We start from the raw sequence: 14,271 nt of genomic DNA on the forward strand, positions 1-14,271 counted from the left end.
GACAGAGAATACTTTGTTACTTACAAGATATTTATATGGTGAATGTCATAGACTTTAGATGAAAGGGGAAATTATTTATGGCTAAAGAAATTAAAACAATCGGTGTATTAACAAGCGGTGGAGATGCCCCTGGTATGAATCCTGCAATCAGAGCTGTAGTAAGAACAGCTATTAACAAGGGACTTAAAGTAAAAGGAATTCAGAAGGGCTACAACGGTCTTATTAATGATGAGATTATCGATATGGATAAGAAGAGTGTTTCTGATATTATACAGAGAGGTGGTACAATTCTTTATACTGCTAGATGTCTTGAGTTTATGACAGAAGAAGGACAGAAGAAGGCTGCTGAGGTATGTAAAAAGCACGGGATTGATGGTATTGTTGTCATAGGTGGTGACGGGTCTTTCCGTGGAGCACAGAAGCTTGCTGAGACTGGAGTTAATACAATAGGTCTTCCAGGAACAATTGACCTTGATATTGCCTGTACAGACTATACAATTGGTTTTGATACAGCGGTTAACACTGCTATGGAGGCTATTGATAAGATAAGAGATACATCAACATCTCACGAAAGATGTAGTATTATTGAAGTAATGGGACGTAATGCAGGCTATATTGCACTTTGGTGTGGTATTGCTAATGGTGCAGAGGATATTCTTCTTCCAGAGAGATATAATGGTGATGAACAGGCAATAATTAATCACATTATTGACGGAAGAAAGAAAGGCAAGAAGCATCACCTTATAATTAATGCTGAAGGAATCGGACATTCAACAGGAATGGCAAGAAGAATAGAAGCTGCTACAGGAATAGAGACAAGAGCTACTATTCTTGGTTATATGCAGAGAGGCGGCTCACCTACATGTAAGGACAGAATGTATGCTTCTATTATGGGTTCTTATGCAGTTGATCTTTTAGTTGCAGGAAAGAGCAACAGACTTGTAGCTTATAAGGACGGAAGGTTCGTTGATTATGATATTGATGAGGCACTTGCCATGACTAAGGATATTAGTGATTATGAGTTTAATATAAGTGCTATGCTTTCTAACTAATTATACAGGAAATGGTGAAAAATGATTACAAGTACAAGTAGTTCGCAGGTTAAGCACGTAGTGAATCTGCAGAAAAAAGCAAAGTTAAGAAAAGAGGAGAAGCAGTTTGTTGTTGAGGGCGTGAAAATGGTGTCAGAAGCACCGGCAGACAGACTTGTAAAGGTATATGTATCAGAGACTTTTAAGGCTGATAATGAGGAATTCCTTGAAAGAATGAATTATGACAGCATAGGAAAAGACGTGCTGGAGATTGTGACAGACAACGTGTTTATGCGTATGGCAGATACACAGACACCACAGGGAATTATGGCAGTTGTCAGAATGTCAGATACAGATTTGGAAGGCATACTTTCAGACAAGCACAACCCATTACTTCTTATTATTGAAAATCTTCAGGATCCCGGTAATCTTGGAACTATTGTAAGAATGGCTGAAGGTGCAGGCGTTACAGGAATTATTATGAGCAGTAACACAGTTGATATATACAATCCTAAGACAATCCGCTCGACTATGGGTTCACTTTACCGTGTGCCGGTTATATATGTAGATGATATATGCGAGGCGGCTGATGTATGTAAGTCTAAGGGCGTGACAGTATATGCGGCACACCTTAAGGGTACAGATAATTATAATAAGAAAGATTATACAAACCCTACTGCATTTATGATTGGCAATGAGGGCAATGGACTTACAGATAAGTTAGCAGATAAGGCTGATGAATATGTAAGAATTCCAATGCAGGGTGAGGTTGAGTCACTTAATGCTGCTATTGCGTGTACAATTCTTACATATGAAGCAGTAAGGCAGAGATTGTAATAACAGGCAGAAATGTGTCGAAGCTCTCTTTTTAAGGGTACATTTTCATAAATATTTAATAAATGTTAAATCAGTAATATAAGCACAAAGCCACGGAAACACTGTGTTCCGTGGCTTTTTGTAACAAATTTGACAAATTTGATTAACTTTGCTATTATACTTTCGTAACAAAATGTAACAATTCTGTAACATTTTGTAGGCGCATTTAACAACTTGTGCCGGAAAGGGAAAAACTTTATGAAACTTAGAAGTAGCAAAGCTGCTTGTTGTTTGGGAGCTACGCTGGTAGTGATGATGATGCCGGTTCTTCCAAAGGTAACAGACGCCAAACCTACCTATGAGCAACACGAAAGTACAATTACTGATACCGAGGTCAGAGTTGCATCATACGCAGCCAATGTTGAGGAAATAATCTTAACAGGTTACGAAGAACAGCAGGGGCAGATGCAAAATAAAGCGCTTGCGATTACAGAACCTTATCTTGATGTATATGCAGCCGATGATGAGAATTCATCAGTTAATGGCAGACTTTATAAGAACACAGTGGTAGATGTGTTGGAAGTTAATGGCAATATGACTAAGATAAGCTCAGGTAATTGCGAAGGATATACTAAGACAGCCGCTTTATTATTCAATCAGGAGGCAGAGGTTATAGCCCAGACTCTTGATGAAAAAGATATCCTTACAGGATATACAATTGAAGAGGCAGAAGCAAAAGAGGCAGAGGAAGAAGCTGCCAGAATTGCCGAAGAAGAAAGAATTGCAGCAGAACAGGAAGCTGCAAGGATAGCTGAAGAAGAAAGAATACAGGCAGTTATATCAAGAACAATATCTGGAACAGATATATCGTATAACTCAACAATGAGCGTAAGTAATGAAGAAATATATCTTCTTGCCTGCATTATTGACTGGGAAGCAGCTTATGAGCCATATGAGGGGAAGCTTGCAGTTGCTAATGTTGTATTAAACAGAGTTAGAAGCTCTAACTATCCTAATTCAATAACAGGGGTTATATATCAGAAGTCACAGTTCTCAGGAGCATCAGATGGAGCAGGCGGTCCATCAGCTAAGTTCCAGAACAGACTTAACAGTGGTATCCGTACACAGGAATGTATGGATGCAGCACTTGAGGCATTGTCAGGAAAGAACAATATCGGCGGATATACATCATTCAGAATGGTTTCAATAACCAATCTTTCAGCAATGTCAGACTATGTAATAATCGGTGGACACGTATTCCACTAAATAAGAATACCAGCCAGTGAACAGATAAAAGTCACTGTGCTGGTATTTTTTATGATTAGAAAATAGATGAATGTTACCACGCTGGTATTTTTATAATTAATAAACAGTGATGTAAGCAGGTAAGTGTTATTTGAATATGTAAGAAGTTGCATTTATGAGCTGTTTGCGATAAAATGTTATCTAAATTTATAAATCGGGTATTATTAGCAGGATAATATGCTATAGCCTTAGAGCAGAGATTGTTTACATATGATTTATGCTAAAGAATGGAGGAACATTATGAATCTTAAAGGAAGAGATTTTTTAACATTAAAAGACTATACACCAGAGGAAATAGAATATCTTATAGAATTGGCTGCAAAGCTTAAGAAGATGAAGAAGGACGGAGTTGTTGAACAGCCATTACTTGGAAAGAATGTTGCTCTTATATTTGAAAAGACAAGTACAAGAACACGTTGTTCATTTGAAGTTGCAGCACACGACCTTGGTATGGGCGTAACTTACTTAGACCCTAAGGGTTCGCAGATAGGAAAGAAAGAGAGCATAGCAGATACAGCAAGAGTTCTTTGTACAATGTTTGAGGGGATTGAATACAGAGGCTTCGGACAGGAGATAGTAGAAGACCTTGCAAAGTATTCTTCAGTTCCAGTATGGAATGGACTTACTAACGAGTACCACCCAACACAGATGCTTGCTGATATGCTTACAATAAAAGAAAAGCTTGGAAGATTAAAAGGTGTTAAGTTCGTATATATGGGAGATGCAAGATATAATATGGGTAATTCACTTATGATAGTATGTGCTAAGCTTGGATTACATTTTACAGCTTGTACAGCTAAGGAATATTTCCCTAATGAAGATCTTGTAAACCAGTGCAGGGAATGGTCTAAAGAAAGTGGCGGTTCTGTAACATTAACAGAAGATGTTACAGAAGGCACTAAGGGTGCAGAAGTTCTTTACACAGATGTATGGGTATCAATGGGTGAGCCTGATGAGGTATGGACAGAGAGAATTAACGCACTTCTTCCATATCAGGTTAATAAGAAGGTAATGGACAATGCTGATAAGAACGCTATATTTATGCATTGCCTTCCAGCTTTCCATGACTTAAAGACAACAATAGGCAAGGAAATTCACGATAAGTTCGGACTTGATGAAATGGAAGTTACAGATGAGGTATTCGAGTCAGAGCAGTCAGTTGTATTTGATGAGGCAGAGAACCGTATGCACACAATCAAGGCTGTAATGGCAGCTACACTTGGAGCATATTAAACCTATAAGTAACGTAACTATTAATTGCATAGAAATGAGGATTGGTATGTATTATACAACAAGTGGTTCTTATAAAAAGACCAAAATGATTATAGATTACACTAATATAGTTCTTACAATTGCAGCAACAGTTATATTTATTATAATAATGTTCCTAAGAAGCAGAAGCGGGGTGCTTTTTCCAATAGAGTTTCTTCTTGGAACAGTTGTTAATACACTTACGGCTGTGAAGCATTTTATAAATGGCAATAAGGTATCTGGTGTTATAGTGGCAGTTGTTGCAGTTCTTCTTGGAATAATGACTGTATTTACTGCACTTGTGGTATTGTAATAATTATAGGACGGTACGAATATGAAATCAGAGATATTACATTTGTTAAGAAACGCAGATGGATACATATCAGGACAGCAGTTGTGTGAGGCATTTGGCGTATCAAGGACTGCTGTATGGAAAGCTATTAACCAGTTAAAAGAGGAAGGCTATGTTATAGATTCTGTGCAGAACAAAGGCTACAGAATTACAGAATATCCTGATATAATAACAGATACAGAGATAAGAAGCCTTCTTATAAAAGACAGTGCAATAAAATCCAGGGCTGATAAAGAACAGGACAGGGAAGCTGGCAATAAGGATAGAAATGTAAGCACAGACAAAGAGTCTTATAACAAGCTTAAAGATAATAGCTCTGATGATAATAAGCTTGAGGGAATATTCCAGCATATCAGATATTTTGAGAAGACAGATTCAACTAATAACCAGGCAAAGCTTGCGGCAGAAAGCAATGCTCCTGACGGAACATTATTTGTTGCGGAATGTCAGACAGGCGGCAGGGGACGAAGAGGAAGAAGCTGGGAGTCACCTGCGGGAACAGGAATATGGATGAGCCTTCTGCTTCGTCCGGATATGAGCCCGGAGAGTGCTTCAATGCTTACACTTGTTCTTGCGATAGCAATGGTAGAGGCTATAAGGGAAGAAGTCAAGGATATAGATTGTTATATCAAATGGCCTAATGATATCGTTGTGAATGGTAAGAAGATAACAGGCATACTTACTGAGATGAGTGCAGAGATGGATCTTATACATTATGTTGTAATAGGCATAGGAATTAATGTCAATACAACAGAATTTGATGAGGCAATAAGGGATATGGCTACATCTTTATATCTTGAAACACATAGAAAGATTAAGAGAAGTAATATAATTGCTGCATTTTCAAGAAGCTTTGATAAATATTATCACGAATTCCTTAAGACTAATGATTTGTCACTGCTAGTTGATAAGTATAATGAACTTCTTATTAATAAAGACAGGACAGTCCGTGCTATATATGAGAAAGAGGAGCTTATAGCAACAGCGATTGGAATTAATAAAGAAGGCGAGCTTATTGTAAAAGATGAAGCAGGAAAAGAGATTGCAATAAGAGCTGGCGAAGTTTCAGTGAGAGGATTATATGGATATGTATAGTGATGAAAATGTGGTGCTTTGTGCATCTAATTCTTATGAGAAGAAATATTATTTTAACCCGGATTTTGACAGGCTTCCAGAAGATATAAAGAACGAATTAAAGATAATGTGTGTTCTTTTTACAGAGGAAGTCGGCGGAATACTTGATATGGAATTTGACGAGGAGGGCAACCTGTTATTCAAATCCACAGCAGATGAAGAAGATCTGCTGTATGATGATATAGCGTGCGGACTTCTTGTTAAGAAGAATCAGTATGAAAAAAGAGACCTGCTGGAATCGTTAGAGATGTTCTATAAAGTATTCTTCTTAGGTTTGGATGAGTAAAATATTATAACAACGGAGTTAAGATGAGAATAGGTAATGTTGATATTAAAACAAATGTCGCATTAGGACCGATGGCAGGAGTAACAGACCTGCCATTTCGTCTTTTATGCAAGGAACAGGGCTGTGGACTTTTGTATACAGAGATGGTGAGTGCTAAGGCGGTATTGTATAATAATAAAAATACAGAAGAATTATTAAAGACAGATAAGAAAGAAAGTCCAATAGCTGTACAGTTATTTGGTTCAGAACCACAGATAATGGCAGACATCGCCAAAAGGCTTGCGGAAAGAGATTTTGATATAATAGATGTCAATATGGGATGTCCAGTTCCTAAGGTGGTTAATAACGGAGAGGGGTCGGCACTGCTTAAAAATCCCCTGCTTGTAGGAAATATAGTGGAGGCTATGGCAAATGCAGTTGATAAGCCTGTCACCGTAAAGATAAGGACAGGATTTGACGAAACCTGCATTAACGCTGAAGAAATAGCATATATTATACAGGAATCAGGTGGGGCCGCGGTTGCGGTTCACGGAAGGACAAGAAGCCAGTATTATTCTGGAAAGGCTGACTGGGATGTAATAAGGCGTGTTAAAGAAAAGGTTCATATTCCGGTAATAGGCAATGGCGATATAAGAAGTGGTGAAGATGCAGTAAGAATGTTTAAGGAGACAGGTTGTGATGCCGTTATGATAGGACGCGGGGCACAGGGTAATCCGTGGATATTCAGACAGGTCAAGGACTATCTTGAAACAGGAAATATTACAGCACCTCCGTCAATAGATGAGATAGCTGATATGATTATCAGGCACTGCCAGATGTTATGCGATGTAAAGGGCGAATTTACAGCAGTGCGCGAGATGCGTAAACATTTTGCGTGGTATACAGCAGGAATAAAGCACGCGGCGGCATTAAGAAATGAAGTTAATCATATAACAAAGCAGGACGAGTTCAATGAATTTGTACAGCAGATGCGTGGATTGACATAAAGTATTAGTTGAGATATAATATCTTGAACATTTTATTAAGCAATAGTAATAATACTATATAAATATTATTTATGGAAAGGTGACGAGCTATGGCAGAGAAACAGTTACTTACAAAAAAAGGATATGAAGAAAGAGTAGCTTTACTTGAGCACTTAAAGGTTGATAGAAGAAAGGAAGTTGCCCAGAAGTTAAAGGAAGCAAGAGAACAGGGCGATTTATCAGAAAATGCTGAGTACGATGCAGCTAAAGATGAGCAGAGAGATATTGAAACACAGATTGCAGAACTTGAAGAAATTCTTAAGAACGCAGAAGTTGTTCAGGATAACAATACAGATAAGGACGCTATCAAGATGGAAAGCGTTGTTAAGCTTCACGATGTAGAATATGATGAAGATATTGAATATGTAATCGTAGGTTCTTCAGAAGCAGATAGTCTTAATAACAAGATATCAAATGAATCACCACTTGGAGCAGCTATGCTTGGCAAGAAGGTTGGAGATACAGTTAAGGTTGAAGCACCAGCAGGAGTTATTGAATATAAGATTATCTCAGTACAGAATGACTAATTATATATAAAGGAGATAAGAAAGTGGCAGATAAGAATAATTCACAGCCAGATGTTAATGAGCAGATTAAAGTAAGAATGGACAAGCTCGCTGCATTACAGGAAGCAGGTAAAGATCCATTTCAGATAACAAAGTATGATGTTACACATCATACAGATGAAATAAGAGCCATCTATGAAGCACACGAAAAGGAACTTCTTGGCGACAGACCAGCAGTTAATACTGATGGTATGGATGAGCAGCAGGCAAGAGAGGCAGTTAATGCCGATTACAATGAGAGAAGAGCTATCATGGATGCTTCTCCTATTGAGGTAAGCTTTGCAGGAAGAATGATGTTCAAGAGAGTAATGGGAAAGGCATCTTTCTGTAATATTGCAGATCTTAAGGGTAGAATGCAGGCATATATATCAAGAGATGCTATCGGTGATGATGCTTATGCAGATTTTAAGAAGTCTGATATAGGTGATATATATGGTATAAAGGGCTTTATATTCAGAACTAAGACAGGTGAAATATCAGTTCATGCAGAAGAAATAACACTTCTTTCTAAGAGCTTACAGGTACTTCCAGAGAAGTTCCATGGAATTACAGATACTGATATGAGATACCGTCAGAGATATGTTGATTTAATAATGAATCCTGAGGTTAAGGATACATTTGTAAAGAGATCACAGATCATAAAGGAAATCAGAAGATTCCTTGACGGCAGGGACTTTATGGAGGTTGAAACTCCAACACTTGTTTCTAATGCAGGTGGTGCAGCAGCAAGACCTTTTGAAACTCACTACAACGCACTTGATGAGGACGTTAAGCTTCGTATATCTTTAGAGCTTTACCTTAAGAGACTTATCGTTGGTGGTCTTGAAAGAGTATATGAAATCGGACGTGTATACAGAAATGAAGGTGTTGACACAAGACATAATCCTGAGTTCACACTTATGGAGCTGTATCAGGCATACACAGATTATGAAGGTATGATGGAGCTTACAGAGAGCATGTTCAGACACCTTGCAAAGACTGTATGCGGAACAACTGAAATTACTTACAACGGTACTAAGATAGACCTCGGAAAGCCATTCAGAAGACTTACTATGAATGATGCTATCAAGGAATATGCAGGCGTTGATTTTGATACAATAAAGACAGATGAAGAAGCTAAGGCTCTTGCTAAGGAAAGAGGAATTGAGTTCGAGGAACGTCATACAAAGGGCGATATCATTAACTTATTCTTTGAAGAGTACTGCGAAGAGAAGTTAATCCAGCCTACATTTATTATGGATCATCCGCTTGCAATCTCTCCACTTACTAAGAAGAAGCCATCTGATCCAGAAAAGGTTGAACGTTTTGAGCTTTTCATCAACACATGGGAAATGTGTAATGCTTATTCAGAGCTTAACGACCCAATCGACCAGAGAGAGCGTTTTGCACAGCAGGATAAGAATGCAGAGAATGGTGATGAGGAAGCACAGCACACAGATGAAGACTTCCTTAATGCACTTTCAGTAGGTATGCCTCCAACAGGTGGTATCGGATATGGTATCGACAGACTTGTTATGCTTCTTACAGATTCACCAGCTATCAGGGATGTACTTTTGTTCCCGACAATGAAGTCATTAGGTTCAGACAAGAATGCTGCAAAGTCTGAAAAGAGTACTTCTACAGAAGCAGCGGCATCAGAAGGTGATAATAATGGTTTCTTTACAGCTAATGATAAGATTGATTTTTCTAATGTTAAGGTAGAACCATTATTTGAGGAAGAAGTAGACTTCGACACATTCAGTAAGTCAGATTTCAGAGCTGTTAAGGTAAAAGAGTGTGTTGCAGTTCCTAAGTCAAAGAAGTTACTTCAGTTTACTTTAGATGATGGAACAGGCACAGACCGTACAATACTTAGCGGAATCCATGCTTACTATGAGCCAGAAGAACTTGTTGGAAAGACACTTATAGCTATCACAAACCTTCCACCAAGAAAGATGATGGGAATAGAATCTTGTGGTATGTTACTTTCAGCAGTAAACAACCTCAAGGATTCTGAGGATGAAGAGCTTCATCTTCTTATGGTTGATAACCACATCCCGGCAGGTGCAAAGCTCTATTAAGAAGTACCGTTTTACCGAATAGACGGGACGTACTTCATTTGATAAAAAACTAAAAAAACAGCGATTTACATCAAACTTACATCAATTGATGCAAAATTAAGTGCAAGCAAGAAAAAATCGCATAATTTGGAACATCAGCAGGAAAACAAGCACGAGCAAAGCGAGTATTTGTTTTCACCTGATGTGACAACGACAAAATCAAGGAGTGCGAAGCACGGCAACGGCAAAGCCGTTGGATTTTGGAGTGATAAATGAGTGGGCAATTCCAATCGGGATTGCCCATTTTTAAAACAAACAGAAATACAAATCGGAGGTTGGAGGATACACGCATGAAAATTGTAATCATTAATGGAAGTGCCAGAAAAGGAAACACGCTGACAGCAATCAATGCATTTATAAAAGGAGCATCAGAAAAGAATGAAATTGAAATCATTGAACCTGACAAACTCAACATTGCACCATGCAAGGGATGTGGCGTCTGTCAATGCTCTAAGGGATGCATCGATAAGGATGATACAAATCCTACAATTGATAAAATTGCTGCCGCAGATATGATTCTTTTTGCTACACCAGTTTATTGGTGGGGAATGTCAGCACAATTGAAACTTATCATTGATAAGTGCTACTGCCGTGGATTGCAGTTAAAAAATAAAAAAGTTGGCACGATTGTTGTAGGCGGTTCTCCCGTAGACAGTATCCAGTATGAGTTGATTGATAAGCAGTTTGACTGTATGGCAAAATATCTTTCATGGGATATGCTTTTCAAAAAATCATATTACGCAACAGCCAGAGATGAACTTGAAAAAAACAAGGATTCCATGAACGAACTTGAGGGAATCGGAAAAAAATTATAAAGCACGTTCCAAATTCTAATTGTTTTGTAAGAGGGAATATCAGAGAGGCAATGTAAAAGCCACTAGCGGAAGTGCAGATGGCGATGGAACAGTCGATGGCAAAGTATTCCCTGAAAGATATCGCCGATTATATTGATAAAAAGATACATTTTAGGAATGTGTTTATTATACGCATGCCTATAACTAAAAACTTATGGGAATTATAGAGAATAAAGGATGATTAAAAATGTTAGATAAAATGGAGGTATACTATTTCAGTCCCACGGGAGGAACGAAAAAAGTGAGTAGTATTTTTGCGGATGCGATGGAAAAAGAAGTAATCTGGCATGATCTGGGAAGTAAGGAACCTATGATGGAGAAGCCGGAAGGTGAAATGACTGTTGTTGCATCTCCTGTTTTTGGAGGCCGTATTCCTTCAGTTGTACGAGAAAAAATCGAAAAATTCTCAGGAACCGGAAAAAAGGCAGTAACAATAGCGGTTTATGGAAATCGGGCATATGAAGATGCCCTGTTGGAAATGAATGACATTCTGACGAAATGTGGCTTTACGGTAATTGCTTCAGGTGCATTTGTAGCGCAACATTCCATGGCACCTGAAATAGGAGCGGGGAGACCAGATGGAGAAGATGAGAAAGAAATCCATAAATTTGCAGAAACTGTCAAGAATAGCACTGCTGTAGAGAATGTTCAGGTTCCAGGAAATCGCCCATACAAACCAGAGATGAATATGCCGGTTGCACCAATTTCCCTACCATCCTGTACGAAGTGTGGAAAATGCGTAACTGTCTGTCCGACAAACGCTATTTCAGTTGCAGATGGAGCAGTGATTACGGATATAGAGAAATGTATTCTTTGCATGGCATGCACCCATATCTGTACGGAACAGGCGAGAATTAGTCCGCTTCCATTACAGCAGAAAACGGAACAGATGCTTGGTGCCTTAAAGGGTGTCAGAAACAAAAATGAAGTGTTCTTATAAGGAAACTTCTAGTTTGTAAGGAATAGAAACTTTGAAGTTTATGGAGAGGAGAAGAATATGATTTTTCACTATGCTGGCAAATATAATGGAGATGAGAGTAGTCTTCCATACAAGGAACATCATCCTAATGCAACCCCGTTTAAAGAACCAGAGGATACGAAGAAATTATCATTAATTGCAAATGTGGGATGTATTTTGATAATGGGTATATTAGCAATTCCATTTTTAATACTGGGAATAGAATATATTCCTGATAATGCAATATGGATGATGATAGGTGGAATTTGTGGCGGATTATCTCTGTTGCCACATGAATTGCTGCATGCAATATGTTATAAAAAAGATGTATATATGTATAATGATTTGGCACATGGGTTGATGTTTGTGGTAGGAACAGAGGATATGAGTAAAGGGCGTTTTATTTTTATGTGCTTGTGCCCTAATCTTATACTTGGCATAATTCCCTATATTTTATTTTTGATATTTCCGCAATTTGTTGGATTGGGTTTATTTGGAATTATTTGTATTGGAATGGGGTTTGGGGATTACTTAAATATTTACAATGCAATAAAGCAAATGCCGAAAAATTCCAAAACATATTTATGTGGAATGCACTCATATTGGTACTTGTAGAAATGTCAAAATTCCAGTTTTATGTTGCTTTTAATAATTGAATATTGAATGATTTTACATAGCCGTTAAGGAGTAATTTTTGCTCCCTAGCGGCTTATTTTATTTTTCAAAGTAGGAGGTGAGAAAATTGAAAATTAGAAAGGTTGATGACAAGCCGATGATCATTCACACCAAGGAGAAAGCCAAGATTCATGCCCACGAACTAAAGGGTGCCAAGATTAAAGGCAGCAACATCTATACAGTAGAAAGAGGTCCTAAGACTATCGGTGCAAAGGTATCTGATGATAAAAAGAAGTCTTATCGCAAGAGTACCATTCATCAGTCAGAGTCGAAGAATAAGGGACTATCAAGCTTCAAGCGAAACCTTAAAGAATCCAACACGTCTATCAAGACCAAGAACACCAATCTTCACATAGCAGGAAGAACAGGTGCACTTGCAGCTGGAGCTGTAACAGAGCAGGTGGAAGGAGGACAGGAGGTATCGCAGGCAGCATATCTTGCATATGAAGCAAGCCGCCCTGTTACCGGAATTGCTTCTAAGGGTGCAGCACTTTTCAGGAAAAAGGCGGCAGCCGAGGCAAAGAAGCGTATCAAGAAGGTAGAGGCAGGAAAGAAGCTGGCAAAAAAGACAGCAAAGAAAGCTGCCAAAGACACTGCCAAGACTGTAGCTAAAGAGACAGCAAAAGAAACCGCCAAAACAACTGCCAAGGTTGCAACGAAAACTGCGACAAAGGCAGCTGCTACAGCGGCAGGGACAGCGGTTGCACCGGGAGCAGGCACGGCAATCGGCATGGCAGCCGGATATACGGCAGGTGTGTCCATAGAGGTCAAGGATGAAAAGATGACCAACCGGAGCAGGAAGATAAAATTCTTCCTGGATAAGATGAAAGCACAGGAGAATCAGACAGTGTGGCGAAGCTGGTAAAGGATCTGATTGTGCGAAAAGCGATTACCTGGGTAAAGGCAGCTGCACCGATTATCGGATTGGTGCTGTTGTTACTTGTTCTTGTAGTTGCCATGATTGCGGTTCCGGTTATAGCGGTGATAGTGTATGCGATTTGTTATTGGGGTTTGTTGACTTGTTTTCGCTGATGCTGATATTTCTTCCGCTGTATCCGAAGCCGGTCAATGGATATATCTATTCAGTAAACCTCTTTGGGTATGTAGATAATAATATCTTTATAATTAAGATTTATTGGGCATTGTTTGCCAGTTTAACGATTATTGGAATTGTAAAAATACTGATGGTCTATTTCAAATTTGAACAAGGTAAAAAGATAATTACCTCTTTGTCTATAGGGCTCAGTATAATTGCTGTCTTGTTTTTGGCTATGGCGAGAGAGCCGTATGCGATAACCGTAACATTCCTGTTATTGCTTATCAAAGGCATTTTGCTTTATAAGCAAGCTAAGGCAGGTTGAGAAGTTTGTAAGATCTCTTTCTATTACCATTCCGGCTAAATAAGAGGATGAAATCTACAAATTATATCTAACAGATATATATTATATCGAGATAATAGAGACGTTATTATGAACAGCTAGTCATTGACGTGATGATCAAATGAGGTTTTCCGTTAATCGGTCAATGGGTATATACTCGCATTAACCGGATAGGTCAACTGAGGCAGTTTATGAATGAAAAATTTTATGCTTTAGGAGCTACATTTGGACGCTTCGATTGATAAGCTGGATAATCTTGCAATGAATGTGCAGATAGATAAGGAAAAGCGTATGGAGAATATGAAGAGTGAGGAGCAGAATGTACCTGTCAGGGCAGAAGCAGAGCCGGAGAGAGTCAACGCAGAGATTGTGTATGCTCTTATGGTTGCATCTTGGTTCATATATTATGCATCTTGGTATTGTTTATATAGACAAATAGATAAATATACGATAAAACTAAAACAGATACATAAAATCTTTATCTATATTGTTGCTTCTGCCGTTAAAAATGGTAGAGCAGATTGAGAAAAAGGAGAATGA

15 protein-coding genes are annotated in these 14,271 nt (G+C 38.5%); all 15 read left to right on the plus strand.

Features of this window, described 5'->3' with window-relative positions:
- Positions 1-77 precede the first annotated feature (77 nt).
- The gene (gene pfkA / locus C7390_RS13265) at positions 78-1,052 is read left to right on the plus strand and encodes a 6-phosphofructokinase (RefSeq protein WP_022501315.1); all 975 of its coding nucleotides are present in this window, start codon (positions 78-80) and stop codon (positions 1,050-1,052) included.
- Positions 1,053-1,073: 21 nt separating this feature from the next.
- On the plus strand, positions 1,074-1,868 hold the full coding sequence (locus C7390_RS13270; protein ID WP_116444335.1) for a TrmH family RNA methyltransferase: 795 nt from the start codon (positions 1,074-1,076) through the stop codon (positions 1,866-1,868).
- 237 nt (positions 1,869-2,105) lie between these two features.
- Positions 2,106-3,113, plus strand: coding sequence for a cell wall hydrolase (locus tag C7390_RS13275; RefSeq protein WP_082421635.1), 1,008 nt, complete (start codon positions 2,106-2,108; stop codon positions 3,111-3,113).
- Positions 3,114-3,392: 279 nt separating this feature from the next.
- A complete protein-coding gene (gene argF / locus C7390_RS13280; protein WP_116444336.1) occupies positions 3,393-4,385 on the plus strand; it encodes an ornithine carbamoyltransferase in 993 nt (330 codons plus the stop codon).
- Between the two features lie 46 nt (positions 4,386-4,431).
- Complete coding sequence (locus C7390_RS13285) at positions 4,432-4,716, plus strand: hypothetical protein (protein WP_022501311.1); 285 nt, start codon at positions 4,432-4,434, stop codon at positions 4,714-4,716.
- Positions 4,717-4,737: 21 nt separating this feature from the next.
- Positions 4,738-5,850, plus strand: coding sequence for a biotin--[acetyl-CoA-carboxylase] ligase (locus tag C7390_RS13290; protein ID WP_318295710.1), 1,113 nt, complete (start codon positions 4,738-4,740; stop codon positions 5,848-5,850).
- The gene (locus C7390_RS13295; protein WP_022501309.1) at positions 5,837-6,175 is read left to right on the plus strand and encodes a DUF6145 family protein; all 339 of its coding nucleotides are present in this window, start codon (positions 5,837-5,839) and stop codon (positions 6,173-6,175) included. Before C7390_RS13290 ends, C7390_RS13295 begins: the two co-directional genes overlap by 14 nt.
- Positions 6,176-6,198: 23 nt before the next feature.
- Positions 6,199-7,161: a tRNA dihydrouridine synthase DusB gene (gene dusB / locus C7390_RS13300; RefSeq protein ID WP_116444337.1), complete on the plus strand. Its 963-nt coding sequence runs from the start codon at positions 6,199-6,201 to the stop codon at positions 7,159-7,161.
- 89 nt (positions 7,162-7,250) lie between these two features.
- The gene (greA, locus tag C7390_RS13305; RefSeq protein WP_022501307.1) at positions 7,251-7,727 is read left to right on the plus strand and encodes a transcription elongation factor GreA; all 477 of its coding nucleotides are present in this window, start codon (positions 7,251-7,253) and stop codon (positions 7,725-7,727) included.
- Positions 7,728-7,750: 23 nt separating this feature from the next.
- Positions 7,751-9,826, plus strand: a complete 2,076-nt coding sequence (gene lysS, locus C7390_RS13310) for a lysine--tRNA ligase (protein ID WP_116444338.1) — start codon at positions 7,751-7,753, stop codon at positions 9,824-9,826.
- A 329-nt stretch (positions 9,827-10,155) separates the two neighbouring features.
- The gene (locus C7390_RS13315; RefSeq protein WP_055176491.1) at positions 10,156-10,680 is read left to right on the plus strand and encodes a flavodoxin family protein; all 525 of its coding nucleotides are present in this window, start codon (positions 10,156-10,158) and stop codon (positions 10,678-10,680) included.
- Between the two features lie 226 nt (positions 10,681-10,906).
- Positions 10,907-11,659 carry a 4Fe-4S binding protein gene (locus tag C7390_RS13320; protein ID WP_070101788.1) on the plus strand — a complete coding sequence of 251 codons (753 nt, stop codon included), beginning with the start codon at positions 10,907-10,909 and terminating at the stop codon, positions 11,657-11,659.
- Between the two features lie 57 nt (positions 11,660-11,716).
- Positions 11,717-12,292, plus strand: coding sequence for a DUF3267 domain-containing protein (locus C7390_RS13325; protein WP_116444339.1), 576 nt, complete (start codon positions 11,717-11,719; stop codon positions 12,290-12,292).
- Positions 12,293-12,419: 127 nt separating this feature from the next.
- Positions 12,420-13,217, plus strand: a complete 798-nt coding sequence (locus C7390_RS13330) for a hypothetical protein (protein WP_318255968.1) — start codon at positions 12,420-12,422, stop codon at positions 13,215-13,217.
- 739 nt (positions 13,218-13,956) lie between these two features.
- Positions 13,957-14,256 (plus strand): hypothetical protein, encoded by a 300-nt coding sequence (locus C7390_RS13340; protein ID WP_318295711.1) that lies wholly within the window; start codon positions 13,957-13,959, stop codon positions 14,254-14,256.
- Positions 14,257-14,271: the final 15 nt, after the last annotated feature.

It is taken from the genome of Bacteroides galacturonicus (genome assembly GCF_003096855.1).
Taxonomy (GTDB): Bacteria; Bacillota; Clostridia; order Lachnospirales; family Lachnospiraceae; genus Lachnospira; species Lachnospira rogosae.

Bases quoted from the DNA above. Each gene is read 5' to 3' on its own strand.
- C7390_RS13275 (WP_082421635.1), top strand. From the start codon at position 2,106: ATGAAACTTAGAAGTAGCAAAGCTGCTTGTTGTTTGGGAGCTACGCTG.
- C7390_RS13325 (WP_116444339.1), top strand. From the start codon at position 11,717: ATGATTTTTCACTATGCTGGCAAATATAATGGAGATGAGAGTAGTCTT.
- pfkA (WP_022501315.1), top strand. From the start codon at position 78: ATGGCTAAAGAAATTAAAACAATCGGTGTATTAACAAGCGGTGGAGAT.
- dusB (WP_116444337.1), top strand. From the start codon at position 6,199: ATGAGAATAGGTAATGTTGATATTAAAACAAATGTCGCATTAGGACCG.
- C7390_RS13315 (WP_055176491.1), top strand. From the start codon at position 10,156: ATGAAAATTGTAATCATTAATGGAAGTGCCAGAAAAGGAAACACGCTG.
- C7390_RS13295 (WP_022501309.1), top strand. From the start codon at position 5,837: ATGGATATGTATAGTGATGAAAATGTGGTGCTTTGTGCATCTAATTCT.
- C7390_RS13290 (WP_318295710.1), top strand. From the start codon at position 4,738: ATGAAATCAGAGATATTACATTTGTTAAGAAACGCAGATGGATACATA.
- C7390_RS13285 (WP_022501311.1), top strand. From the start codon at position 4,432: ATGTATTATACAACAAGTGGTTCTTATAAAAAGACCAAAATGATTATA.
- C7390_RS13320 (WP_070101788.1), top strand. From the start codon at position 10,907: ATGTTAGATAAAATGGAGGTATACTATTTCAGTCCCACGGGAGGAACG.
- greA (WP_022501307.1), top strand. From the start codon at position 7,251: ATGGCAGAGAAACAGTTACTTACAAAAAAAGGATATGAAGAAAGAGTA.
- argF (WP_116444336.1), top strand. From the start codon at position 3,393: ATGAATCTTAAAGGAAGAGATTTTTTAACATTAAAAGACTATACACCA.
- C7390_RS13270 (WP_116444335.1), top strand. From the start codon at position 1,074: ATGATTACAAGTACAAGTAGTTCGCAGGTTAAGCACGTAGTGAATCTG.